Below are 24836 nucleotides of genomic sequence, written 5' to 3' on the forward strand. Positions count from 1 at the left end.
TGTACGTCCCGTTTTGATATTAAAAACGATTCTTCTGCCAGTTTTTAACCCGATATATTTTACCACAAAAAAGAGGGATGTGCGACTTTTTTCGCTATCCCTCCCCATTTCACTGTTTTTTCGTAATGTATTTTTGCTTTAATGCATTATGCTCTTCTAATGTTTTCGCATAGTACACTTCACCACTTGGTGCAGCTAAGAAATAATAATAATCTGTTTGCGCAGGTTCTAACGCAGCTTCCACTGAATGTTTACCAGAGTTTGCGATTGGCCCTACCGGCAATCCTTTTACAACATACGTATTGTACGGTGAGTTGACCTTTAAGTCTTCGTATAATACACGTTGTTTATGCTTTCCAAGTGCATATAATACCGTTGGATCCGTTTGAAGCGGCATACCTTTTGCTAAACGATTATAAAAGACACTAGCGATCTTTTGACGATCTGTAAAACCAGTTGCCTCTTCTTCAATAAGTGAAGATAATGTTAAAAGCTGATGAACATCCCAGTTCTTCGCTTTCATTTTCGCCTCATTTTGAACAATGATTGCATTTGTTTTCTCAAGCATCGGAATTACAATTTCTTCTAACGTTGTATCTTTCTTATAAAACGAATACGTTGCAGGATATAAATAACCTTCTAATGGGTATTTAATATTACTATCAAAGATTTTATCCGTTAATAACTTCGGATACTTTTGCTGCATTTTTTGAATAAATGCTTTATCGTTTAATTGACGCGTAACATCATCTTTATTCCACTTTAGTTCTGTCGCAATCGTTTCTGCAATTTCAGTTACTTGCGCCCCTTCTTTAATCGTCACTTTATAAAGAGCTGGACGATGCACGTTGCCAGATGACATTTGTTCGATCACATCTTCAGCATTCATTGAAGGGTTTAATAAATATGTACCTGCTTGTAAACTTTTCGATTTAGCCTTTGTATAAAAACTAAAAACTGTACCGTTTTTTACAGCGCCTTTTTCTTCTAAAATTTCTCCAATTTTACTTGTAGATGATCCTTTCGGAATTTCTACTTCAATCTCTTTTTTATTCCCGCTATCAACTGGTCCTAATGCGGATGAAATATACGCATAGACTGAACCACAAACTAAAAGCAGTGCAATAATCGAAAATAAAAAGATGCGTCTACGCTTCTTTTTCACTTGATTCTCTATCAAAACATTTCCTCCTTACTTAATTGTAGACCGTATGTACACCTTTCTATACAGCACGATGTAAAAACGCAACAAATTCACTTATCTTTTTTAATAGACACTTTATTTTTCTACAATCCGTCTCATTATACTACAAAGACTTACACAGTTTCGACAAAAAATCTTTCATTTTACATATAAATACAAAAAAAGATGGACTGTATGTCGTCCATCTTTTCAGTACCTATTATTCAGCTTCTTGCTCATCAGCAAGAGTGTTGAACATTTCTTGTACCATTTCCCACTCTTCTTCAGATTCGATTGGAAGTAAGCTTCCGCCCTCTTCTTCATTTTGCTCATAAGCCATTGCATCATAAATTGGGTCTCCATCTTCGTCTACTTCACCGATTGGAGAGAAGACTACATATGATTTTTTACCAAATTTTTCAGCATCAAAAGTGAAAATAATTTCACATAAATGTTCGTTACCTTTTTCGTCTACAATTGTAATTTGATTTTCTTCCATTTTGGTCACCTCTTATTTACTATCTAAAAATCCTTGTAAGATTACGACTGCAGCCATCTTATCGATTACTTGTTTTCGCTTCTTACGACTTACATCAGCTGAAATGAGTAGACGTTCCGCTGCCATCGTTGACAAACGCTCGTCCCACATTACAACGTCTAATTGTAACAGCTCTCGTAGGTTTTCTGCAAATTGTTGGCACGCTTCACCACGTGGGCCAATTGTACCATTCATATTTTTAGGTAAACCTACTACTATTTTATCCACATTGTACTGCTTTACTAACTCAGAAATACGATCAAAACCAAAGTGACCTCGTTCTTCGTTAATCTTAATTGTTTCTAATCCTTGTGCTGTCCAGCCCATTTCGTCGCTAATTGCAACTCCGACTGTTTTTGTACCTACATCTAAACCTAATATCCGCATAAACTACTCCTCACGATGATGTTTCAAGTAAGACTTCACAAGCTCTTCAATAATCTCATCACGTTCAAGCTTGCGAACGATGCTACGTGCATCTTTATGGCGAGGTATGTATGCTGGGTCTCCACTTAATAAATAACCGACGATTTGGTTAATCGGATTATAGCCTTTTTCTTGAAGTGCATCATACACAGTTAAAAGTACATCATTTACATGGACACTCTGTTTTTCATCTTGAATGCTAAACTTCATTGTTTTATCAAAACCGTCCATTTCAAGCACCTCACTTATATAGTAAGTATAGGGAGAAGAACTTCTCCTCTCCCTACCATTGTACACTACTATCTCTTTATTTTGAAACAGATTTAACGTACTCTTGTACAAATGCTAAAGCTTCTTCGACTTGAGCTGGGTTTTTACCGCCTGCTTGTGCCATATCAGGACGGCCACCACCGCCACCGCCGCAACGAGAAGCTACTTCTTTCACAAGTTTACCAGCATGGTAACCTTGGCCAATTAAGTCTTTCGTTACACCTGCTAGGATGTTTACTTTATCGTCATTAACAGACGCTAATACAACAACTGCTGACTCTAATTTATTTTTTAGATCATCCATCATCGTACGTAAGTTATTCATATCTGCAACATTTACTTTCGCTGCTAATACATTTACGCCATCAACTGTCATTACAGAATCAGTTAAGTTTCCAGCTTCGATATTGCTTAATTTCGCAGCAAGAGATTCGTTTTCTTTTTGAAGTTGTTTTACTTCAGCAAATAGACCATCAACTCTTGTTAAGATATCTTTCGGATTTGTTTTCATTTTTCCTGCTGCTTCTTTTAATAAACCTACTTGATCGTTCATTAATTCGTATGCAGACTTACCAGTTACTGCTTCAATACGACGAGTTCCTGCACCGATACCAGACTCAGCAACGATTTTGAAAATACCGATAGAAGCTGTATTATCAACGTGACAACCACCACAAAGCTCTAAGCTGTAATCGCCAACTTGTACAACGCGTACAACATCACCGTATTTTTCACCGAATAATGCCATTGCGCCCATTTCTTTCGCTTCTTCGATTGCTTTTTGAGAAATCTCAACATCAATACTTTCCCAAATTTTCTCGTTTACCATACGCTCAATTTTTTCTAATTCGTCAGCTTGTACTTGACCGAAGTGAGAGAAGTCAAAGCGTAAACGTTCAGAAGTTACAAGAGAACCTGCTTGGTTAACGTGTGTTCCAAGTACATCTTTTAATGCTTGGTGTAGTAAGTGAGTTGCTGTATGATTTTTCACAACGCTACTACGGTTTTTCGTATCGATAATAGCTTTCACAGCCGCATCTTTCGTTAATGTACCTTCTTCAACAACAACTTTGTGTAAGTTTTGACCATTTGGTGCTTTTTGCACGTCTTTTACAAGAACTTTCACGCCATCAGCAAGAAGGTAACCACGGTCTGCAATTTGTCCACCGCTCTCAGCATAGAATGGTGTTACATCAAGCATTAATTGTCCTTCTTCACCAGCTTGTAAGCTGTCTGTGTATTCGCCGTTTTTCACAAGTGCAACAACGTTACTTTCTGTTGCAACTGTACCGTAACCAACGAACTCACTCGCTACTTTAACTTCTCCAAGTACACCGCCTTGAACTTGCATTGAATCAACGTCTTGACGAGCAGCACGTGCACGCTCACGTTGTTTTTCCATTTCATTTTCGAAGCCTTCTTGGTCAACTGTCATACCAGCTTCTTCTGCATATTCTTCTGTTAATTCGATTGGGAAACCGTATGTGTCATATAGACGGAACGCATCTACTCCAGAAATAACAGTTGTTTTTTCTTCTTTTGCTTTTGTAATAACTTCAGCTAAAATTGCTTCACCATCATGAAGTGTTTCATGGAAACGCTCTTCTTCGTTTTTCACAACTTTCGCAATGAAATCTTTCTTTTCAAGTACTTCTGGATAGAAGTCTTTCATTACTTCTCCAACAACCGGTACTAATTCAAACATGAATGGACGGTTAATGTTTAATTTCTTCGAATAACGAACAGCGCGGCGTAATAAACGACGTAATACATAACCACGGCCTTCGTTAGAAGGAAGAGCACCGTCACCAACAGCAAATGTTACTGTACGGATATGGTCAGCAATTACTTTAAACGCCATATCTTTTTCTAAATCGCCATTACGATATTTCTCACCAGAAATTGATTCTGTTGCACCAATCATCGGCATGAATAGATCTGTATCAAAGTTCGTAGGCACATCTTGAACGATAGATGTCATACGTTCTAGACCCATCCCTGTATCAATATTTTTCTTAGGAAGTGGTGTATATGAACCATCTGGATTATGATTAAATTGAGAGAATACAAGGTTCCATACTTCTAAGTAACGCTCGTTTTCTCCGCCTGGATATAATTCTGGGTCACTAAAGTCATTACCGTAAGCTTCTCCGCGGTCATAGAAAATCTCTGTATTCGGTCCACTTGGTCCTTCACCGATATCCCAGAAGTTTTCTTCTAAGCGGATAATACGCTCTTTTGGAACGCCCATTTTCTCATTCCAAATTGTGAATGCTTCTTCATCTTCTGGATGGATTGTAACTGATAGTAATTCTTTATTGAATCCGATCCATTTGTCGCTCGTTAAGAATTCCCAAGCCCATGTAATTGCTTCTTCTTTGAAGTAATCACCGATTGAGAAGTTTCCTAACATTTCAAAGAATGTATGGTGACGAGCTGTTTTCCCTACATTTTCAATATCGTTTGTACGAATTGATTTTTGAGCATTTGTAATACGTGGATTTTGTGGGATTACACGTCCATCAAAATATTTTTTTAATGTAGCTACACCACTATTAATCCATAGAAGAGATGGATCTTCATGTGGAACTAGTGATGCACTAGGTTCTACTGCATGTCCTTTTTCTTGGAAAAAGTCTAAAAACATTTGACGAATTTGTGCGCCTGTTAGTTGTTTCATTGTATTTTCCTCCTTAAATATAAAAAACTCCCGCCCCTATAAAAGGGACGAGAGTTAACTCGCGATACCACCCTAATTATGAATTGATTACAATAACAATCAATTCATCACCTCATGGTGCCGTAACGTGGCAAGACGGCAGTGATTAGCTGCTCTCAGGATTAGCTTTCTGTTACCCTTCATTTAAAGCTTCTTTCAGCCATATGGAAGCTTCTCTCTATAAATGGACTGTAACGTACTTGTTCCGTCATTGATTTAATGTATTATATGACTAAATATAATAGAATTCTCTTAAGTTTGTCAATGTAGATAATCATTTATATTGTATGAATCGCTTATTAATCATAGGTATTCTACTATTCATTCTTAACAGCCTTTTCATATATTATGCGTTTATTAATAAATTGGAATCTCCTTACAATAATAATTTATAAAAATTTCTAAATATTACTTTTTTTGCTATAATTAAATTATTGTTAATAAAATAAAGGAGCGATCACAATGACAACCTTACTTAACAAAGCTAAAAACATATTAGCGACTGACGAAACGATATTATTTTACGCAGCATGTTCATTAGACATATTTATTTATCGTTCCGTCGCAAGGCCAGGATTGCTAATTTTAACGAACAAAAGGCTATTCTTTTACGGGCCAGATGTAAGTAAGAATCCAATATTTGAAGAGTACTCTTTTGCAAAAATTTCTAATCTAAAAGAACAAAAGCGTCTTTTCAACAATCAAATTGTATTTATGTATGATAATGAATGGAAAAAAATAAAACATATTCAAACAAATGATGTGAGCTCCCTCGTTCAAAAGATACACGAGCAGCTTTCTAAATAAATATATATGATTAGCCCTCTATTTCTTACATAGAGGGCTTCTATACTTACACATTTTCTTTTTTCAAGAGAGGTCTCACATGAACAATGACAGTACGAATAACTGCTAAAATCGGAACCGATATTAGTAACCCTACAATACCAGCTACTTCCCCCCCAACTAGTAATGCAAGCATAATAATAACAGGATGCATACGAAGTGACTTACCAACAATGTAAGGCGATAAAATGTTACTTTCCACAAATTGCAAAATAGCAATCGTAATCCCCGCCTTAATAAGTAAACTCGTTGATACTGTTGCTGCAATCATTAACGTCGGGATCGCTCCTAAAATAGGACCAAAGTACGGGATTATATCCGTTACCCCAATAATAATGCCAAGCAATAATGGATATTTCATACCGATAAACCAAAAAGAAAGAGCTGATACTCCCCCTAATACTAAACAAACAAATAACTGTCCTCGAATATAACTTCCAAGTGACTTATCAATTTCTTTCGCAAGCATTTGCCCCGTACCTCGCCATTTACTTGGGACTAGTTTCCAAAAGATATGATAAAACTCACCATAATCTTTTAATATGTAAAATACAATAAACGGTATTAAGAAAATAATGAGCAATGAATCGAGTACACCACGAGCTGTACTCATCACTTTATTTAAAAGCGCTTGAATCTTCGTTTCCACACCCACAAAAAGTTGTTTCACCTTTTCATGAATGAACGAAGGGAAATTCGCTGTTTGTTCTGTAACGCCATCCATCCACGAATCGTACATCTTTGTAAACTGCGGAAATTGTTCATTAATCTCTTGTAACTGTTTAATAACGACTGGTGTTCCTTTATAAATCCCATAACCAATTCCGCCAAAGAAAAGGATATAAATGAGCAAAATGGCAAGTGTACGGGGCATCCCTTCCTTATGAATTTTTTCAATTAAAGGGTGCAATAAATACGCAATAAAACAGGCGATAAGAAACGGCGTAATTGCTACTTTAAGTACAAAAATAATCGGTGCCCATAGTGGCTTAATTTTTAAAAAGACGAGCAAACAAAGAAAAACAAGTAACAATAATCCTAAACGATATATCCAAATGATTTTAAGATTCTTCACATGAAAAACCTCCTCCACCTTTATTTTGAAAATAAATGGGTTAGGTTATGTGTGAAACTTTTAAAATCTTTTCATACGGACCATACTGTTTTTTAAAGACGTACATATAAATAACATAACAAGGACAACCACCCCTGAGAATACAGCATGAAATAATGTAATCAGGAGGGCTAATTATGGTTTTGTTTATGCTTGGATTATCAGCACTTTTTATGATTCTTGAATGGATTTGTATCGGCTTTGGTATTTGGAAGGGGTTCTTTATTCGTTCCTCACGTAAAGAAAAAGCGAAGCAATTATGGCAGTATGGAATACTTGGCGTCGGCTGTTACGGTCTATCTTATCTTTTCTCAGAAATTGGACTTTTTTATTTGCATATGAGTGCATAAAAAAACTCCCTTGTCTATAAGGGAGTTTTTCACTTTATCGAAATGATTATAAGTAAGACTTAATCATCTTACGTGCTTTTTTCATATTGCGTTTTGAAAATACATCTTGCTTACGAGCATATTGATATGCTGCAGCTCCAACACCTAATGCGATTAATGAATTGCGTAGATTCAAAGTAAATCCCCCTTTTCGTTATCCGATCGTTCTTTCATTCTCATCAAATAAATCATCAAGAGAGCTTAATGAACCATCTTCCTCAACTTGATGCGTATGGATTTTCCCCTTTGAAACCGATAATTCGATATAACAATTCCAGCAATAAAATTGGTTGACACCTATTTTCCCAATGTCTTTCCCTTTGCAATTTGGACAAATGAACATATGGCTTTCATCTCCTTACAGTCTCCCAGATTCTATTCGCCATTATGTCCAAACCGCATTCATTTATACATTGCTGGAGCCTTTCAACGCTATGCGTTTGAAAGTTTCACTATATAATTTCACCTTGTTACATGAAATCATACGGTGAAATGTTTTCCACGTCCATTTCTTCGCCATTAACTGTGACCATCTGCACTTCTCCTTGTGACTCCTGCAAGCGACTAGCTAAAGTTGTTTGACGCATTGCATCATCAAGGCGATTTACACCAGATTGGAAAGCTACTTCCTCCCCGCAAATAATAAGGAACTTCTTACTTCTTGTAATGCCCGTGTAAATTAAATTACGGCGTAACATACGGTTGTAACTTTTCACAATCGGCATAATAACAATCGGAAATTCACTACCTTGTGATTTATGAATGGAACAACAATATGCATGCGTAATTTGATTTAAATCGGGCTTCGTATACGTTACCTCAATTCCATCAAATGAAACGATAATCATATCTTGTTGCTCAACGTTCTCTTTCGCATAAAACACCGAAACAATTTCCCCAATATCACCATTAAACACTTGGCTCTCCGGCTGATTCACGAGTTGCAGTACTTTATCGCCTCTTCGGTACACAACATCACCGTAAGCAATTTCTTTACTCTTTTCCCTCTTCGGATTAAATACTTGTTGCAGCGCTTCGTTTAATACATTAATACCAGCAGGCCCGCGGTACATCGGTGCTAATACTTGAACATCCCTTGCACTAAAGCCTTTTGTTTTAGCGTTTTCGCAAACTTTTTTCACAACCTCAACAATTTGAGCCCCTGTACAGCTGATAAACGAACGATCTTTTTTATTTTGCGCTAAATCTGGCGGGAGTGTGCCGTCTTTGATCGCATGGGCAAGTTGAATAACAGATGATCCTTCTGCTTGACGATAAATTTCAGTAAGCTTCACTGTCGGAACTGCACCTGCATTTAATAAATCTTTTAATACTTGTCCAGGTCCTACAGATGGCAACTGATCTTCATCACCTACAACGATAACTTGAATATTCGTTGGTAGCGACTTAAATAGCTGATTTGCGAGCCAAATATCAACCATTGAAAATTCATCGATAATAAGGAGCTTACCTTGGACAGGATCCGTTTCATTGCGCTGGAAAGATCCTTCTGGCGTCCAACCAAGTAAACGGTGAATTGTGCAAGCTGGAAGTCCTGTCGATTCACTCATCCGCTTCGCTGCTCTTCCTGTTGGAGCTGTTAATAGTATTGGAAATGGATTATCATCACTGTATTCATTCGGATTTAACGATAACCCGTGAAGTGACGCATACATTTCAACAATCCCTTTAATAACTGTTGTTTTCCCTGTTCCTGGTCCACCTGTCAATAACATCATCGGTTTATGAAGTGCCGTTTGAATTGCTTCTTGCTGAAACGGTGCATATTGTACATTCAACTGTTCTTCAATTTCACCTAATGTTTTTAACACTTCTGCTTCAGGAAATGAAGGTGTTTCCTCTTGATTCATCAATCGACGAATAGACTTTACAACACCTTTTTCAGAGTAGAATAAAGTTGCTAAATACACTCGTTCTTCTTCTATGATGACTTTCCCTTCACTTTGCATCGTTTCAATACAACCTATAATATCTTCTTCAGTCACTCTTCCTTCTTGATTGTTTAAAAGTGACATCGTTTCTCTTACAAGTTGATCTTTCCTCATATAAACGTGACCAAGTTGCAATGAGACATTCTCTAATGTGTAAAAACATCCCGCTCGTACACGGTCGTCGTGATTACCCGATATCCCTAACGCACGCCCTATATCATCCGCTCGTCCAAAACCAATCCCGTCCACTTCTTCAATAAGTTGATACGGATTATTACGAATCACTTCTAATGTCATCTCTTTATATTGCTGGTAAATCTTAATAGAAAGTTTCGTTCCAAAACCGTAACCATTTAAAAAGCTCATTACTTTTTCTAATCCTTGATGTTCAACAATTGTCTCATATATTTCCTGGGCCTTTTGTTTGTTAACAACACCATTTAACGCCTCAGGGTCATCCATAATTTTAGAAATAGCATGTTCCCCGAGATGATCCACAATTTTTTCGGCTGTACGCTTTCCTATCCCTTTAAATAAATCACTCGCTAAATATTGCACCATACCTGCTTTTGTTTGCGGCAATTCTTTTTTAAATGTTTCAACCATATATTGTTTTCCATACTTTGGATGGTCCTTAAAGTGACCTGTCAATGTAAACACTTCATCTTCATGCATGCGGGGAAAATGACCGTTTATCATTACTTTCTTTTCGTCATACGTTTCATTCGTTTCAATGACTTTCATACTGACAACGGAATAGAGGTTTTCTTCGTTGTGGAAAATGGTATGAAGAACTTGCGCTTTTATAAATTTTTTCTCTTCCTCAAACAAATCCATTGCATGTTGATTTCCCATCTTTCCTCTCCTTTCCGATATTTTCACTTTAATGAGCAGTACATCCCCCACCTTTTTAGATGAGGGATAACTACCCATTAAACTATATTTTTATCTTATTCAGCTTCTTGCTCTAATAAACGAACGCCATTACCAGCTAAAAAGTGATCTGGCTGAATTTCAGTTGCTTTCTTAAATAAAGCGAGAGCTTTCTCGTTATTTTCTTCAAATACGTAAGCAACACCTAAATTGTAATACGCATCTGCATGCTCTTCATCCATTTCTAATACCTTTTCAAAATAAGGTTTCGCCTCTTGAATATGTTCTAGTCGCGCAAAGCAAAGTCCGCACTGGAATACAGCTTCTACATCGTTTTCATCTAATTCTGTTGCTCTTTGTAAGAATGGTAGTGCAAGACGATCATTTCCAAGCTGTACATGTGTAATACCTAACATAAATGTTACATCAGCTGATTGTAATCCAGCTTGCATTGCTTGTTCGAATACAGCTTTCGCCTCAGTAAATTGCTCTTGGCCATAATATACGTTTCCTAAGCCATAATAAGCAGCTGCAGATTTATCATCTAACTCTAATGCACGTTTATAAAATAAAATCGCTCGCTCACTATCACCTAATACGTCTAATAAATTTGCAAAATTAATGTATCCAAGCGCATCTTTCGGATTTTCTTCAATTGCTTCTGTAAAATTTTTAGCCGCTTCTTCCCAATTTCCTTCTTGCATATATTGAATACCTGTTTCAAGTTTGTTTGACATGTCCTTCACCTCTACAACAAATTATAACAAAGAATGTATTTTCCAAGCGAACGAAAATTCGCTTTATGTAAAAGAAACCTCTAACCGCTAATCGGCAGAGGCTTCTCATTTATCCTAAATAATCCAATTTCTTACCACTACGGTATACTTCATCAATTGTAGCACCGCCTAAGCACTCATCTCCATCATAGAAAACGACTGCTTGTCCTGGTGTAATTGCACGAATTGGCTCATCACAAAGAATACGAACTGTATTTTCATCAACGATTTGAACCGTTACTTTATTGTCTTCTTGACGATAACGGAATTTCGCCGTGCACTTAAATTCTGTTTCTTTTTCTTTGTTACTTACCCATCCTACATTCGTAGCAATAACTTCATCACCATATAGAAGTTCGTTATGGAATCCTTGATCAACATATAAAATGTTTTCTTTTAGATTTTTTCCAACAGCAAACCATGGATCACCATTACCACCAATTCCAAGACCATGACGTTGTCCAATTGTATAATACATTAAACCGTCATGCTTCCCTTTCACTTCACCAGATAATGTTTGCATTACACCTGGTTGTGCTGGTAAGTAGTTACTTAAGAAATCTTTAAAGTTACGCTCACCAATGAAGCAAATACCTGTACTATCTTTTTTCGCCGCTGTCGCTAAGCCAGCTTCTTTCGCCATTTCACGAATTTGTGGTTTCTTCAGTTCACCTAACGGGAACATTGTTTTTGATAATTGCTCTTGGCTTAATTGATTTAAGAAGTATGTTTGATCTTTATTGTCATCAACGCCGCGAAGCATTTTATATTCGCCGTCCATATAAGCAACGCGTGCATAATGACCTGTTGCTACATAATCGGCACCAAGCGCAATTGCATGCTCTAAAAATGCTTTAAATTTAATTTCTTTATTACACATTACATCTGGGTTTGGTGTACGACCAGCTCGGTACTCATCTAAGAAGTACGTAAATACTTTATCCCAGTATTGTTTTTCAAAGTTTACTGCATAATACGGAATACCAATTTGGTTACACACTTCAATTACATCATTGTAATCTTCTGTTGCTGTGCAGACACCATTCTCATCTGTATCATCCCAGTTTTTCATAAAAATTCCGATTACATCATAACCTTGCTCTTTTAATAAAAGTGCTGCTACAGATGAATCGACGCCACCGGACATTCCGATGACAACGCGTGTTTCGTGAGGTAGTTTGTTCATCATGTCACCTCCCATGCTAATTTTGTGTTAATCGCTTCACGATTTTCACTGTTTCGTACGCCGCTTTTTCAATTTGCTCTTTCGTATTTCCAAGTCCAAAACTAAAGCGTACGGATGAACGTATTTGATCGGAATCTTTTCCAAACATCGCTACTAATACATGTGATGGATCAATCGAACCAGCTGTACAAGCAGAACCACTTGATACTGCAATGCCAGCTAGGTCTAAGTTCACAAGAAACGGTTCAATGTTCATTCCTGTAAAACTTACATTAAGTACATGCGGTAAGCGATGTTCTAAGTTTCCGTTTACCTCGAAAGTAATGCCTTCATTTTTGAAGACAGATACCATTATATCTTTAAACTCTTCATATTGGGCATTTTTTTGCTCACGAGTTTTTTCAGCTATAAGAATTGCATGCTGAAGCCCAGCAATACTAGGCACATTTTCCGTACCAGCACGGCGTTTTCTTTCTTGCTCTCCACCTATTAATAACGGCTCAAATTTCACATTTGCACCAGCGAATAAGAACCCTACACCTTTTGGCCCATTAATTTTATGAGCTGAAATTGATAATAAATCAATACCAAACTCTTTCACGTCAATTTCTACTAAACCGTAAGCTTGTACCGCATCTGTATGGAAATAAGCTTGATGCTCTTTTAGCAACTTTCCTATTTCCACAATTGGTTGCATTGTCCCTACTTCATTATTCCCAAACATAACAGATACAAGAATCGTCTCTTCTGTTAATGCCTTTTGTATGTCAGAAACTTGAATGCGTCCTGTTTCATCGACAGGTAAATATGTCACTTCAAACCCTTCACGCTCTAACAATTCGCACGTATGCAAAATCGCATGATGTTCAATTTGCGTCGTTATTATGTGGTTACCTTTATGACGGTTCGCACGTGCTACACCTATAAGCGCTAAATTATCAGCTTCTGTACCACCACTCGTAAATATAATTTCATTCGGATTCGCATGAATGCTGCGTGCACACACTCGTCTCGCCTCATCTACTGTGTGACGAGTTTGACGTCCATAAAAGTGAATACTAGACGGGTTCCCGAATATTTCTGTCATATATGGAATCATCTTTTCGACCACTTCTGGGTGAGTCGGAGATGTCGCAGCATGATCTAAGTAAATGCGTTCCATTAAATCTCCTTCTTTCCAAATCGTTTCACAAGGAATTAAATGTAAAACATATAGCCCCCGTGATTTTCTTCCTCATAACGTACTAAATCTTCTAACGTTGTACTATCTAACACTTCTTGCACGGCATCACGAACACGCATCCATAACTGGCGTTGTGCTGGCTCTTCTTCTTCTATCATTTCTACAACACTAATCGGTCCCTCTAATACACGGATTACATCCCCAGCTGTAATGTTAGCCGGTTGATCAGATAATACATATCCGCCATATGCCCCGCGCGTACTCTTTACAAGACGAGCGTTACGAAGTGGTGAAATTAATTGCTCTAAGTAATGCTCGGATAAGTCATGCGCCTGCGCAATTGATTTTAATGAAATTGGACCTTCACCAAACTTTTTTGCAAGATCAATCATAATTGTTAAGCCATAGCGGCCTTTTGTTGAAATCTTCATCTATTTTGCACCTCTTTTCAAATTTTCACTTCTATTGGTTATATCTTATTTATAAAAAGAACACAATTTAAAATCCTATGAAATTATAGCATAATATAGTATTATAAGAAATTTCAACTTGTGTATCAAAATGATAACATAAAATCACATTGAAAAACTCGGAAATTATTACAATTGAAAGAAAAATGAAAATATTCATCTTCATTTTTCCCATAAAACAGCATCCTATTTCAAATTTCGTAGAAAAAAATGATACGATAGAACGAGATTATATATTAAGGGAGACGGTCTAAATGAAACAACCACTCGCACATCGAATGCGCCCTACAAATATTCAAGAAATTATTGGGCAACAACATTTAGTTGGTGAAGGAAAGATTTTATGGCGAATGGTCCAAGCAAATCATTTTCAATCTATGATTTTATACGGTCCTCCAGGTACAGGAAAAACATCCATTGCCAGTGCAATTGCAGGAAGTACCGGTACCCCGTTTCGTCTATTAAACGCTGTTACTCACAATAAAAAAGATATGGAAGTTGTCGTACAAGAAGCAAAGATGCATCGACACCTCGTTTTAATTTTAGATGAAGTTCACCGTCTAGATAAAGCAAAGCAAGACTTTCTATTACCTCACTTAGAAAGCGGACTTCTTACTTTAATTGGTGCAACGACAAGTAATCCATTCCATGCAATAAACTCCGCTATTCGAAGCAGGTGTCAAATTTTCGAATTACACGCACTAACAGAAGATGATATTTTAATTGGGTTAAAAAGAGCTTTAGAAGATAAAGAAAAAGGCCTTGGAGAATATGCTGTAACGGTAACAGATGAAGCACTACATCATTTTGCAAATGCCTCTGGTGGTGATATGCGTTCCGCTTATAACGCACTTGAACTTGCTGTATTATCTAGCTTTACTACAGACGATCAAGCGGCTGAAATCACACTCGAGATTGCAGAAGAATGCTTACAAAAGAAGAGCTTCGTTCACGACAAAGGCGGCGATGCTCATTATGACGTATTATCAGCATTTCAAAAATCAGTACGCGGAAGTGATGTAAATGCAGCGCTCCATTATTTAGCACGCCTTATTGAAGCAGGTGATTTACAAAGTATTGGCAGACGCCTTCTTATTATGGCTTATGAAGATATTGGACTTGCTAGCCCACAAGCTGGACCGCGTACACTAGCTGCAATTGAATCAGCTGAACGAGTTGGATTCCCAGAAGCACGCATCCCACTTGCAAATGCCGTTATAGAGCTATGCTTATCACCAAAATCAAATTCAGCTTATAAAGCACTTGATGCTGCATTACACGATTTACGCAACGGTCAAACAGGTGACATTCCAAGCCATTTAAAAGATAGTCATTACAAAGGCGCAGAATCACTCGGAAGAGGCATTGGATATTTATATCCACACGACCATCCAAATGGCTGGGTAAGGCAACAATACTTACCTGATAAAATAAAAAACAAGCAATATTATAAACCGAAAACGACAGGGAAATTTGAGCAAGCACTTTCTACTGTTTATGAAAGATTACAAACTTCGAATAAAACGAAAAATAAAGGGTAACATAAACGAAAACGTCACCATTATGGAGGCTTCGCTTATGAAAACACGTCAAGATGCATGGACAAAAGAAGATGATCTCCTTTTAGCAGAAACTGTTTTGCGACATATTCGCAGCGGAAGTACACAAATAAAAGCGTTTGATGAAGTTGGCGACGCTTTAAACCGCACTTCCGCAGCTTGTGGTTTTAGATGGAATGCTGAAGTAAGACCGAATTACGAAGATGCGGTGCAGCTTGCAAAAAAACAACGTAAAGAATTAAAACGTTCTGAAGCTAATATAGAAAAAGATCGGTTCACGAAAACGAAACAACTCGTAATTGACGCCGATTTTTCAGAAGATATTACGCCAAGTAAACAAGATCTTACAATGCAAAATGTCATCTCATTTTTAAAAAATTTAGAACATAACAATCCTTCACTTGCAAAGTTGCAAACTGAAAATGATGTATTACAAGCTCAGCTCACTTCTCTGCAAAAAACGAATCATGAACTTGAAACGAAATTAGCGGTACTCACAAAAAAACAACAAGCAATCGAAGAAGATTACGCGATGCTTGTTCGAATTATGGATCGCGCTCGAAAACTCGTTTCGGTTGAAGAACAAGAAGAACATATTGCTCCCATTTTCAAGACAGATCAAAATGGAAATTTAGATATTATATATTCTGCAGAGAATTAAAAACAAGGGTGTCACTTTTTTGACTAAGTGACATCCTTGTTTGTTTTCGATAAACCATATATACATATCGGTAAATGAAATTATATTAACGATTTTTCGAATATATCTATCGTAACTTGCAATATATCAACGATTTTTCAAATATATCTATCGTAACTTGCAATATATCAACGATTTTTCAAATATATCTATCGTAACTTGCAATATATCAACGATTCGACAAAGGAGATCGATTTAATGACAAATATTTACAATAACATTACTCCCTGTCATACAAGAAAACTCCTAAAACATATTGGATAATTTTTACTAAAATATTATTATAACCATATACCTTTAAAGGGAGATGGTTGCTATTTCATTAATAATCTTCAAAATAACTCTTGGCCTTCTCGTCCTGACTTTAGCTCTTTTCACCATTAACAGTCTAAAAAAGACATCCGCCTATAAATCAGATAAATATGATTATTACTTACTAACCTTACTTACATTTGAACTAGTAGTGATGCAAATATCCATATTTCTTTAATACATATAAAAAAGCATATATCCAAAATGGATATATGCTTTTCTTTTATTCTTGCCCTACACGTTTCACTTCTACATTTTTAATACGTTCACGTACAACGTGACTTGCCATAATTAAGCCTGCCACAGATGGTACGAATGCATTTGATGAAGGCGGTAATTTCGCTTTACGAATTTTTGCATTCTCGTCTGGTACGATTTCTTTACGTACTTCTTCACGAATTACGATTGGGTTTTCGTCAGAGAAGACAACTTTTACACCTTTTTTAATACCCTCTTTACGAAGCTTCGTACGAATTACTTTCGCAATTGGATCTGTATGTGTTTTAGAAATGTCCGCAATACGGAAACGAGTTGGGTCCATTTTATTTGCTGCACCCATACATGAGATAATTTTAATTTTACGACGTAAACATTGTTTAATTAAATGGATTTTGAACGTAATCGTATCAGATGCATCCACTACGAAATCTAAACCGTGTTTAAAGAACTCTTCATATGTTTCATCTGTATAAAACATTTCTAATCCAATTACTTCACATTCCGGATTAATGTCTGCAATACGCTCTTTCATTAATTCTACTTTTGAACGTCCTACAGTAGATACTAAAGCGTGAATTTGACGGTTTACGTTTGTAATATCTACAACGTCTTTATCAACTAATACGAGACGTCCTACTCCAGAACGCGCTAACGCTTCAGCTGAAAATGAACCTACGCCGCCAATTCCTAAAATACCGACTGTACTATTTTTTAATATTTCAAGTCCTTCTTTACCGAAGGCTAATTCATTACGTGAAAATTGATGTAACATTCAGCTCTACACTCCTATTACAAAAATGGTCTACCATGTATTCTAGCGTTTTTCCGACTATTTGTATAGAAAAAGTTATAGAATTCCTAAAAATACATATTTCGATAATGAAAACATAGTGTAAACCGGGATTTTGTTTCTTCTTTTAATTATCCATTAAAAAAGTCTAGATGGTTATAGTATAACCATCTAGACCCTATTCTTACTTCTCTTCTTTTAAGCTTAATTTTAAGTTTAACTCTTCAAGCTGTGCTTCTGCAACTGGGCTTGGAGCTTCTGTTAATAAGCAGCTTGCGCTTGCTGTTTTTGGGAATGCAATTGTATCACGAAGGTTCGTACGGCCTGCAAGTAACATAACAAGACGATCTAAACCTAATGCGATTCCGCCGTGTGGTGGTGTACCGTATTCGAATGCTTCTAATAAGAATCCGAATTGCTCTTGCGCTTCTTCTTGTGAGAATCCAAGTGCTTTGAACATTTTTTCTTGTACGTCACGCTCATAAATACGAAGTGATCCACCACCAAGCTCATAACCGTTTAATACAAGGTCATATGCTTGTGCACGTGCTTTTTCTGGTGCTGTTTCTAGTAGCTCAACGTCTTCACGGAATGGCATTGTGAATGGATGGTGAGCTGCGAAATAACGATCTGCATCTTCATCGTACTCAAGAAGTGGCCAATCCGTTACCCATAGGAAGTTAAATTTACTTTCGTCAATTAACTCAAGCTCTTTACCTAGACGTAAACGAAGTGCGCCTAAGCTATCTGCAACAACGCTCTTCTTATCTGCTACGAATAGTAATAAGTCGCCAGCAGTAGCTTCTAATGTGCTCATTAACACATTTGCATCTTCTTCACCGAAGAATTTCGCAATCGGTCCTTTTAGGCCGTCTTCTTCAACTTTAAGCCAAGCTAGACCTTTTGCACCGTATACTTTCACGAATTCAGTTAATGCATCGATGTCTTTACGAGAATATTTACTTGCAGCACCTTTTGCATTGATTGCTTTTACTTGTCCGCCGCTTTCTACAGCACTTGTAAACACTTTAAAGCCACAACCTGCTGCAAACTCAGATAAGTCTGTTAGTTCCATTTCAAAGCGTGTATCTGGCTTATCAGAACCGTAGCGAGCCATTGCATCAGCATATTTCATACGAGGGAATGGTGCACTAACTTCTACACCTTTTGCATCCTTCATAACTTTCGTCATCATACGCTCCATCATTTCTAAAATTTCATCTTGTGTTAAGAATGAAGCTTCGATATCGATTTGCGTGAATTCCGGTTGACGATCTGCACGTAAATCTTCATCACGGAAACAACGTGCTACTTGATAGTAACGCTCAAATCCGCCGACCATAAGAAGCTGTTTAAATAACTGTGGTGACTGTGGTAATGCATAGAATTCACCGTCATGTACACGACTTGGTACTAAATAGTCACGAGCTCCTTCTGGCGTACTCTTCGTTAAAATTGGTGTTTCTACTTCTAAGAACTCTTCTGTATCTAAGAAGTTACGAATTGTTTTTGTTACGTCGTGACGCATTTTGAATGTGTTGAACATTACAGGACGACGTAAGTCTAAATAACGATATTTTAAACGCACATCTTCTGATGCATCTGTATCATCAGCAATGATAATTGGTGTTGTTTTCGCTGCATTTAGTACATTTACTTTTGTTGCTTGTACTTCAATACGACCAGTTGCCATATTGTCATTAATTGCGCCTTCACCACGTTCAACAACTGTACCTTCTATGTGTAATACGTATTCGCTACGAATTGTTTCTGCTACTTCTAACGCTTCTTTTGATGTTTCTGGGTTAAATACAACTTGTACGATACCTGTACGGTCACGTAAATCGATAAAGATTAATCCACCTAAGTCACGGCGTTTTTGTACCCAACCTTTTAATTGAACTGTTTGTCCAACAGCTTCTACTGTTACTTTTCCACATGCATGTGTTCTTTCAGCCACTGTAAGTTCCCCCTATATTAATTTCTCTGCTACGTATGAAGCAAATACATCTAAAGCTACTTCTTCTTGTTCACCTGTTGCCATATCTTTCAAGTTAATGATGCCTTTATCTAGCTCATCTTCTCCTAATACAGCTACAAATTTCGCCTTTAGACGATCTGCTGATTTAAATTGTGCTTTCATTTTGCGATCTAAATAATCTTTTTCAACCGACAATCCAGCTTTACGAAGATCGAATGCCACTTTTGCAGCATGGTCTTTCGCTTTTTCACCAAGCGCTACAACGTAACAATCAATGCTATGTTCAAGTGGTAATTCAATGTTTTCAGCTTTTAGCGCCATAATTAAACGTTCAATACTCATTGCAAAACCGATACCTGGCATTTCTGGTCCACCGATTTCTTGTACAAGTCCGTTATAACGGCCACCACCGCTTAATGTAGTGATCGCACCGAAACCTTCTGCCTCACTCATAATTTCAAAAACAGTATGTTGATAGTAGTCTAAACCACGCACTAAGTTCGGATCTTTTTCAAATGGAACATCCATCATCGTTAATAGTTCTTGTACTTTGTCGTAGTATACTGCTGAATCTTCGTTTAAGTATTCTGTAATAGATGGAGCTGTTGCCATTAATTCATGGTTACGGTCCTTCTTACAGTCTAAAATTCGAAGTGGGTTCTTTTCTAAGCGAGATTGACAGTCAGAGCAGAATTCGCCGATACGTGGCTCAAAGTGTGCGATTAATGCATCACGGTGTGCTTGACGACTCGCTGCGTCACCTAAACTGTTTAATACAACTTTAATATTTTTTAAGCCCATGCCGCGGTAAAATTCAACAGCAAGTGCAATTACTTCTGCATCAATTGCAGGGTCATTACTGCCGATTGCTTCGATACCGAATTGTACGAATTGACGATAGCGACCTGCTTGTGGTCTTTCATAACGGAACATTTGACCGATATAGTATAATTTCGTTGGTTGTGTTGCATCACCAAACATTTTATTTTCAACGTAAGAACGTACAACAGGTGCAGTACCTTCTGGACGTAATGTTAAGCTACGCTCTCCACGATCTTGGAATGAGTACATTTCTTTTTGTACGATATCTGTCGTATCACCAACACCGCGTAAAAATAGCTCAGTGTGCTCAAAAATTGGTGTACGAATTTCTTTATAATTGTAACGACGGCAAATTTCGCGTGCTTGCCCTTCGATATACTGCCATAACTCAACAGTGCCTGGAAGAATATCTTGCGTTCCGCGTGGGATTTGAATAGACATATTCAGTTCCTCCTCAAATTGTTTTAATCTTAATAAAAATAAAAAAACTCCCGCCTCTACTGTTTAAACAGTAGGGACGAGAGTATTATACCCGTGGTGCCACCCTAATTGAAGCACGTATGCTTCCACTTTTTTAATAACGCTTAAATATGCGTTCATCCCTACTAAGCATATATGCCGTTCAAGTTGAAACCTCTAGAGTGTCATTCAATCAGTCATCATGCAGAAATGTTTTCAGCCTAAGACATTCCTTCTCTTTCCATGTGTATCTCATTTACTCTTCTCTATCAACGGTTATATTCATATGTAAATATAAAATTACTATACGTTTGTTAAGTAGGATTGTCAAGTGCTCTAAGAACGTTCAATCTGCTTCTTTAAACGCTTTACATCTTGAAGAGAAATCCCAAACTCGGAAGCAAGCTCCATTGAAGTATTATTTTGCTCTTTTGAAATAAAATCATGAAAATTCACGTTAAACAGTTGATTTGCACCATTTGTAACAGAATGCCCTTTTTCATTCATACGCATACGTATATCCCTCACATTCAATATGGATGTTTTACTTCTTATTGTTCCATATTGATGAGAGAGTTATACATAACCGAAACTGCTATTGATTCCAAATAAATGAACAAAACATACAACAATGTATAAAAAAGAGAGGATTATATAACCCTCTCTTTTTTATCAACACTATTTACTTTCTACAATTAAGGTCACCGGACCATCATTGATCAAAGAAACGTCCATCATTGCTCCAAACTTTCCTGTTTCCACATGTAATCCTTGTTTACGAACTTCTTCATTAAAGAAATCGTATAAACGCTCTGCATAGTCAGGTTTCGCAGCATCCATAAAGTTTGGACGTCTGCCCTTGCGGCAATCTCCGTATAATGTGAATTGCGAAATAGATAGAACTTGTCCTTCTACATCAAGTACAGAATGATTCATCTTTCCGCTCTCATCTTCAAAAATACGTAAGTTTGCAATTTTTTCCGCAATGTAAGTTGCATCTTTTTCTGTATCTTCGTGCGTAATGCCAACTAGTAATGTTAAACCGAACGGAATTTGTCCTACGATCTCACCGTCTACTGTGACAGACGCTTTCTTTGATCGTTGTAAAACAACTCTCATCTTTCTACACTCCCTATTAATGCATCATGCGTCGTACTGCATAAATTTCTGGAACGCGTTTAATGCGTTCTACTACTTTTTTCAAGTGTTGTAAGTTACGAATCGAGATTGACATATTAATTGTTGCCATTTTATTACGGTCACTTCTACCAGAAACAGCTGAAATGTACGTTTTCGTCTCTGTAACAGCTTGCAGTACTTCATTTAATAAACCACGGCGATCGTAACCCGAAATTTCAATATCAACGTTATACTCAATTTCTTTTTCAGGGCTACCTTCCCACTCTACTTCTAATAAACGTTCTACAGCTTCTTCTGTATGAACGTTTACACAATCACGGCGGTGAATCGATACACCTCGGCCTTTCGTAATATATCCAACGATATCATCGCCTGGAACTGGGTTACAGCATTTCGATAAACGGATTAATAAATTATCAGCACCGCTTACCTTTACACCAGAATCCCATTTTCGAATTTTCATCGGTTTACGAACTTCTTTAACTTCAACAATTTCTTCTTCTTCGCGTTGTTTGCGGAACTTGTCCGTTAGTCGCGTAACAATTTGCGAAGCTGTAATTCCGCTATATCCAACTGCTGCAAACATATCTTCTTCATTTGCAAAGTTAAATTTCTCAGCGACGCGTTTTAAGTTATCAGGCGCTAATACTTCTTTCATCTCATACTCTAGACCACGTACTTCCTTTTCAACAAGTTCACGGCCTTTTTCAATATTTTCGTCTCTACGTTGTTTCTTAAAGAATTGACGAATTTTATTTTTTGCATGAGATGTTTGAGCAAGTTTTACCCAATCTTGACTTGGGCCATACGAATGTTTCGACGTTAAAATTTCAATGATGTCGCCTGTTTTTAATTTATAATCCAACGTCACCATTTTACCGTTTACTTTTGCACCAATTGTTTTATTCCCAATTTCCGAATGGACACGATACGCGAAATCAATCGGAACCGATCCAAGTGGTAATTCCATTACATCGCCTTTCGGTGTAAAGACGAATACCATGTCAGAAAATAAATCAATTTTTAATGACTCCATAAATTCTTCTGCATTAGAAGCTTCATTTTGCCATTCTAGTATTTGACGGAACCATGTGAGTTTCTTCTCTAATGTACCTGTTGTTTCTGCTGTTTTTCCTTCTTTGTACGCCCAGTGTGCCGCGATCCCGAATTCTGCAATTTCGTGCATTTCTTTCGTACGAATTTGCACTTCAAGTGGATCACCTTTTGGTCCAATTACAGTCGTATGAAGAGATTGATATAGATTTGCTTTTGGCATTGCAATATAATCTTTAAAACGACCTGGCATCGGCTTCCAGCACGTATGAATAATTCCAAGCACCGCATAACAATCTTTAATACTATTTACAACGACACGTACAGCTAATAAATCGTAAATTTCATTGAACTGCTTATTTTGCAGTGCCATTTTACGATAAATACTGTAAATATGTTTCGGTCTTCCAGAAATCTCAGGTTGAATTGCAACTTCTTTTAATTTCTCACGAATACCAGTCATTACTTCGTCTAAGTATTCTTCACGTTCTGCACGTTTACGCTTCATTAAATTTACAATACGATAATATTGTTGGGGATTTAAATAGCGAAGTGACGTATCCTCTAGCTCCCATTTAATAGTACTAATTCCGAGTCTATGTGCTAAAGGTGCAAAGATTTCTAACGTTTCATTCGCAATGCGACGCTGCTTCTCTTGAGGCAAATGTTTCAATGTACGCATGTTATGAAGACGATCAGCTAATTTAATTAAAATAACTCGAATGTCTTGAGCCATTGCAATAAACATTTTGCGATGGTTTTCGGCTTGTTGTTGTTCGTGAGATTTATATTTAATCTTCCCAAGCTTTGTAACACCATCAACAAGCATAGCAATTTCTTTGTTAAATTCCCGTTCAATATCTTCTAACGTAATCTCTGTATCTTCCACTACATCATGTAAGAAACCTGCTGATACCGTAGCTGGATCCATGTGTAAATCAACTAAAATACCTGCAACTTGAATCGGATGAATAATATACGGTTCACCCGATTTTCTATATTGTTCGCTATGCGCATCACGTGCATATTCATAAGCACGTGCCACTAGCTCAATATCTTCATCCGCTAAATATTGACTTGCTTTCTCGAGTACCTGTTCAGCTGTTAGTACCTGCTCATTTGCCATCGAATCACCTTTTATTGAAAATTGACTTTATCTTTATTTAATAGAATAAATTATATTCTATCATTATAACCCAATGATTGTGAATTGTGAAAAGGAAAAGATTTTACTGACATTTCACCATGATTTTTTGTTCAATTATACAAAAGTACCCGCTCCTCTCCAAGAGATTCACGGGTACTTTTTATCACCGTAGTTTTACCTATATAGTGATTAGTATTTTTCTAATACTAATACATCGTAACCATCTAACATTTTACGACCATCTAAGTAAGTAAGCTCTACTAAGAATGCAATCCCTGCTACAACTCCGCCTAGCTCTTCAACTAACTTAATTGTCGCTTCGATTGTTCCACCTGTAGCTAATAGATCATCTGTAATTAATACGCGTTGACCTGGCTTAATTGCATCTTTATGGATTGTTAAAACATCTTTACCATATTCTTTACCGTAGTCAACAGTAATTACTTCACGTGGTAATTTTCCTAATTTACGAACTGGTGCAAATCCTACTTCTAACGCATAAGAAACTGGGCAACCGATAATGAAACCACGAGCTTCTGGTCCTACTACAACATCGATATCTCTTTCTTTTGCGTATTCAACGATTGCATCTGTTGCTGCTTTGTATGCTTTACCGTCATTCATTAAAGGTGTAATGTCTTTAAACACAATACCTTCTTTCGGATAATCCGGTACAATTGCGATATGTTGCTTGAAATCCATATTTCTGAATCCTCCTCAGATCTAAAA

Annotated in this window: 24 protein-coding genes and 2 other annotated features; of the genes, 4 read left to right on the top strand and 20 right to left on the bottom strand. The window is 37.1% G+C overall.

All coding sequences use genetic code 11. The features are described 5' to 3' along the window. Positions 1-109: 109 nt before the first annotated feature. The 5 genes from mltG to alaS all read right to left on the bottom strand — a co-directional run bounded on the left by mltG (position 110) and on the right by alaS (position 5097). Entirely contained in the window at positions 110-1180 is a 1071-nt protein-coding gene (gene mltG / locus ACS2FK_RS03575) for an endolytic transglycosylase MltG (RefSeq protein WP_000572135.1), read from the bottom strand. 223 nt (positions 1181-1403) lie between these two features. Next, the gene (locus tag ACS2FK_RS03580; protein ID WP_000392245.1) at positions 1404-1682 is read right to left on the bottom strand and encodes a DUF1292 domain-containing protein; all 279 of its coding nucleotides are present in this window, start codon (positions 1680-1682) and stop codon (positions 1404-1406) included. Between the two features lie 12 nt (positions 1683-1694). Then, positions 1695-2108, bottom strand: coding sequence for a Holliday junction resolvase RuvX (gene ruvX / locus ACS2FK_RS03585; protein ID WP_001221193.1), 414 nt, complete (start codon positions 2106-2108; stop codon positions 1695-1697). A gap of 3 nt (positions 2109-2111) precedes the next feature. Further along, entirely contained in the window at positions 2112-2378 is a 267-nt protein-coding gene (locus ACS2FK_RS03590; protein ID WP_000348591.1) for an IreB family regulatory phosphoprotein, read from the bottom strand. A 76-nt stretch (positions 2379-2454) separates the two neighbouring features. Continuing rightward, the gene (alaS, locus tag ACS2FK_RS03595; protein ID WP_000811849.1) at positions 2455-5097 is read right to left on the bottom strand and encodes an alanine--tRNA ligase; all 2643 of its coding nucleotides are present in this window, start codon (positions 5095-5097) and stop codon (positions 2455-2457) included. Between the two features lie 40 nt (positions 5098-5137). Beyond that, positions 5138-5357: a binding site (T-box leader), on the bottom strand. A 241-nt stretch (positions 5358-5598) separates the two neighbouring features. Here alaS and ACS2FK_RS03600 point away from each other — a divergent pair. Then, a complete protein-coding gene (locus tag ACS2FK_RS03600; RefSeq protein WP_000209466.1) occupies positions 5599-5943 on the top strand; it encodes a PH domain-containing protein in 345 nt (114 codons plus the stop codon). A 46-nt stretch (positions 5944-5989) separates the two neighbouring features. Here ACS2FK_RS03600 and ACS2FK_RS03605 read toward each other — a convergent pair whose 3' ends face one another. Beyond that, positions 5990-7057 (bottom strand): AI-2E family transporter, encoded by a 1068-nt coding sequence (locus ACS2FK_RS03605; protein WP_063548670.1) that lies wholly within the window; start codon positions 7055-7057, stop codon positions 5990-5992. Between the two features lie 176 nt (positions 7058-7233). Between ACS2FK_RS03605 and ACS2FK_RS03610 the strand changes: the two genes are divergently transcribed. Then, positions 7234-7446, top strand: a complete 213-nt coding sequence (locus ACS2FK_RS03610; protein WP_000242539.1) for a hypothetical protein — start codon at positions 7234-7236, stop codon at positions 7444-7446. 46 nt (positions 7447-7492) lie between these two features. Here ACS2FK_RS03610 and ACS2FK_RS03615 read toward each other — a convergent pair whose 3' ends face one another. From ACS2FK_RS03615 to cymR, 7 genes are all read right to left on the bottom strand, one after another. Further along, positions 7493-7621 carry a YrzQ family protein gene (locus ACS2FK_RS03615; protein WP_001053553.1) on the bottom strand — a complete coding sequence of 43 codons (129 nt, stop codon included), beginning with the start codon at positions 7619-7621 and terminating at the stop codon, positions 7493-7495. A gap of 18 nt (positions 7622-7639) precedes the next feature. Then, entirely contained in the window at positions 7640-7828 is a 189-nt protein-coding gene (locus ACS2FK_RS03620; RefSeq protein WP_000469281.1) for a hypothetical protein, read from the bottom strand. A gap of 127 nt (positions 7829-7955) precedes the next feature. After that, positions 7956-10292, bottom strand: coding sequence for an SF1B family DNA helicase RecD2 (recD2, locus tag ACS2FK_RS03625; RefSeq protein WP_063548672.1), 2337 nt, complete (start codon positions 10290-10292; stop codon positions 7956-7958). A 95-nt stretch (positions 10293-10387) separates the two neighbouring features. Then, positions 10388-11047 carry a tetratricopeptide repeat protein gene (locus tag ACS2FK_RS03630; RefSeq protein ID WP_000066406.1) on the bottom strand — a complete coding sequence of 220 codons (660 nt, stop codon included), beginning with the start codon at positions 11045-11047 and terminating at the stop codon, positions 10388-10390. A 109-nt stretch (positions 11048-11156) separates the two neighbouring features. Further along, the gene (mnmA, locus tag ACS2FK_RS03635; RefSeq protein ID WP_001038010.1) at positions 11157-12272 is read right to left on the bottom strand and encodes a tRNA 2-thiouridine(34) synthase MnmA; all 1116 of its coding nucleotides are present in this window, start codon (positions 12270-12272) and stop codon (positions 11157-11159) included. Positions 12273-12288: 16 nt separating this feature from the next. Further along, entirely contained in the window at positions 12289-13434 is a 1146-nt protein-coding gene (locus tag ACS2FK_RS03640; protein WP_000439889.1) for a cysteine desulfurase family protein, read from the bottom strand. A 35-nt stretch (positions 13435-13469) separates the two neighbouring features. After that, positions 13470-13886 carry a cysteine metabolism transcriptional regulator CymR gene (gene cymR, locus ACS2FK_RS03645; protein WP_000704116.1) on the bottom strand — a complete coding sequence of 139 codons (417 nt, stop codon included), beginning with the start codon at positions 13884-13886 and terminating at the stop codon, positions 13470-13472. A gap of 293 nt (positions 13887-14179) precedes the next feature. On the opposite strand from cymR, the gene ACS2FK_RS03650 reads away from it, so the two are divergent. Both ACS2FK_RS03650 and ACS2FK_RS03655 read left to right on the top strand, forming a co-directional pair. Then, on the top strand, positions 14180-15466 hold the full coding sequence (locus ACS2FK_RS03650; RefSeq protein ID WP_000812919.1) for a replication-associated recombination protein A: 1287 nt from the start codon (positions 14180-14182) through the stop codon (positions 15464-15466). A gap of 37 nt (positions 15467-15503) precedes the next feature. After that, the gene (locus tag ACS2FK_RS03655) at positions 15504-16145 is read left to right on the top strand and encodes an RsfA family transcriptional regulator (protein WP_063548674.1); all 642 of its coding nucleotides are present in this window, start codon (positions 15504-15506) and stop codon (positions 16143-16145) included. A gap of 574 nt (positions 16146-16719) precedes the next feature. Here ACS2FK_RS03655 and ACS2FK_RS03660 read toward each other — a convergent pair. From ACS2FK_RS03660 to ACS2FK_RS03690, 7 genes are all read right to left on the bottom strand, one after another. Beyond that, the gene (locus tag ACS2FK_RS03660) at positions 16720-17487 is read right to left on the bottom strand and encodes a tRNA threonylcarbamoyladenosine dehydratase (RefSeq protein WP_000903182.1); all 768 of its coding nucleotides are present in this window, start codon (positions 17485-17487) and stop codon (positions 16720-16722) included. Between the two features lie 202 nt (positions 17488-17689). Then, the gene (aspS, locus tag ACS2FK_RS03665; RefSeq protein WP_000840885.1) at positions 17690-19465 is read right to left on the bottom strand and encodes an aspartate--tRNA ligase; all 1776 of its coding nucleotides are present in this window, start codon (positions 19463-19465) and stop codon (positions 17690-17692) included. 12 nt (positions 19466-19477) lie between these two features. Then, the gene (hisS, locus tag ACS2FK_RS03670; RefSeq protein WP_000027079.1) at positions 19478-20749 is read right to left on the bottom strand and encodes a histidine--tRNA ligase; all 1272 of its coding nucleotides are present in this window, start codon (positions 20747-20749) and stop codon (positions 19478-19480) included. Positions 20750-20818: 69 nt separating this feature from the next. Beyond that, positions 20819-21049 (bottom strand) — a binding site (T-box leader). Between the two features lie 54 nt (positions 21050-21103). Next, a complete protein-coding gene (locus ACS2FK_RS03675) occupies positions 21104-21280 on the bottom strand; it encodes a hypothetical protein (RefSeq protein WP_001242605.1) in 177 nt (58 codons plus the stop codon). Between the two features lie 165 nt (positions 21281-21445). Beyond that, entirely contained in the window at positions 21446-21886 is a 441-nt protein-coding gene (locus ACS2FK_RS03680; RefSeq protein WP_001266965.1) for a D-tyrosyl-tRNA(Tyr) deacylase, read from the bottom strand. A gap of 16 nt (positions 21887-21902) precedes the next feature. Next, the gene (gene relA / locus ACS2FK_RS03685; protein ID WP_001262795.1) at positions 21903-24086 is read right to left on the bottom strand and encodes a GTP diphosphokinase; all 2184 of its coding nucleotides are present in this window, start codon (positions 24084-24086) and stop codon (positions 21903-21905) included. A 210-nt stretch (positions 24087-24296) separates the two neighbouring features. Beyond that, positions 24297-24809, bottom strand: a complete 513-nt coding sequence (locus tag ACS2FK_RS03690; protein ID WP_000346215.1) for an adenine phosphoribosyltransferase — start codon at positions 24807-24809, stop codon at positions 24297-24299. Positions 24810-24836 lie beyond the last annotated feature (27 nt).

Origin of the sequence: Bacillus cereus group sp. BceL220 (genome assembly GCF_051776965.1) — a bacterium.
Taxonomy (GTDB): Bacteria; Bacillota; Bacilli; order Bacillales; family Bacillaceae_G; genus Bacillus_A; species Bacillus_A cereus.

Bases quoted from the DNA above. Each gene is read 5' to 3' on its own strand.
- ACS2FK_RS03580 (WP_000392245.1), bottom strand. From the start codon at position 1,682: ATGGAAGAAAATCAAATTACAATTGTAGACGAAAAAGGTAACGAACAT.
- ACS2FK_RS03655 (WP_063548674.1), top strand. From the start codon at position 15,504: ATGAAAACACGTCAAGATGCATGGACAAAAGAAGATGATCTCCTTTTA.
- ACS2FK_RS03650 (WP_000812919.1), top strand. From the start codon at position 14,180: ATGAAACAACCACTCGCACATCGAATGCGCCCTACAAATATTCAAGAA.
- mnmA (WP_001038010.1), bottom strand. From the start codon at position 12,272: ATGAACAAACTACCTCACGAAACACGCGTTGTCATCGGAATGTCCGGT.
- ACS2FK_RS03610 (WP_000242539.1), top strand. From the start codon at position 7,234: ATGGTTTTGTTTATGCTTGGATTATCAGCACTTTTTATGATTCTTGAA.
- ruvX (WP_001221193.1), bottom strand. From the start codon at position 2,108: ATGCGGATATTAGGTTTAGATGTAGGTACAAAAACAGTCGGAGTTGCA.
- alaS (WP_000811849.1), bottom strand. From the start codon at position 5,097: ATGAAACAACTAACAGGCGCACAAATTCGTCAAATGTTTTTAGACTTT.
- ACS2FK_RS03630 (WP_000066406.1), bottom strand. From the start codon at position 11,047: ATGTCAAACAAACTTGAAACAGGTATTCAATATATGCAAGAAGGAAAT.
- hisS (WP_000027079.1), bottom strand. From the start codon at position 20,749: ATGTCTATTCAAATCCCACGCGGAACGCAAGATATTCTTCCAGGCACT.
- ACS2FK_RS03675 (WP_001242605.1), bottom strand. From the start codon at position 21,280: ATGCGTATGAATGAAAAAGGGCATTCTGTTACAAATGGTGCAAATCAA.
- ACS2FK_RS03690 (WP_000346215.1), bottom strand. From the start codon at position 24,809: ATGGATTTCAAGCAACATATCGCAATTGTACCGGATTATCCGAAAGAA.
- recD2 (WP_063548672.1), bottom strand. From the start codon at position 10,292: ATGGGAAATCAACATGCAATGGATTTGTTTGAGGAAGAGAAAAAATTT.
- cymR (WP_000704116.1), bottom strand. From the start codon at position 13,886: ATGAAGATTTCAACAAAAGGCCGCTATGGCTTAACAATTATGATTGAT.
- ACS2FK_RS03640 (WP_000439889.1), bottom strand. From the start codon at position 13,434: ATGGAACGCATTTACTTAGATCATGCTGCGACATCTCCGACTCACCCA.
- ACS2FK_RS03660 (WP_000903182.1), bottom strand. From the start codon at position 17,487: ATGTTACATCAATTTTCACGTAATGAATTAGCCTTCGGTAAAGAAGGA.
- ACS2FK_RS03590 (WP_000348591.1), bottom strand. From the start codon at position 2,378: ATGGACGGTTTTGATAAAACAATGAAGTTTAGCATTCAAGATGAAAAA.
- ACS2FK_RS03680 (WP_001266965.1), bottom strand. From the start codon at position 21,886: ATGAGAGTTGTTTTACAACGATCAAAGAAAGCGTCTGTCACAGTAGAC.
- ACS2FK_RS03620 (WP_000469281.1), bottom strand. From the start codon at position 7,828: ATGTTCATTTGTCCAAATTGCAAAGGGAAAGACATTGGGAAAATAGGT.
- relA (WP_001262795.1), bottom strand. From the start codon at position 24,086: ATGGCAAATGAGCAGGTACTAACAGCTGAACAGGTACTCGAGAAAGCA.
- ACS2FK_RS03600 (WP_000209466.1), top strand. From the start codon at position 5,599: ATGACAACCTTACTTAACAAAGCTAAAAACATATTAGCGACTGACGAA.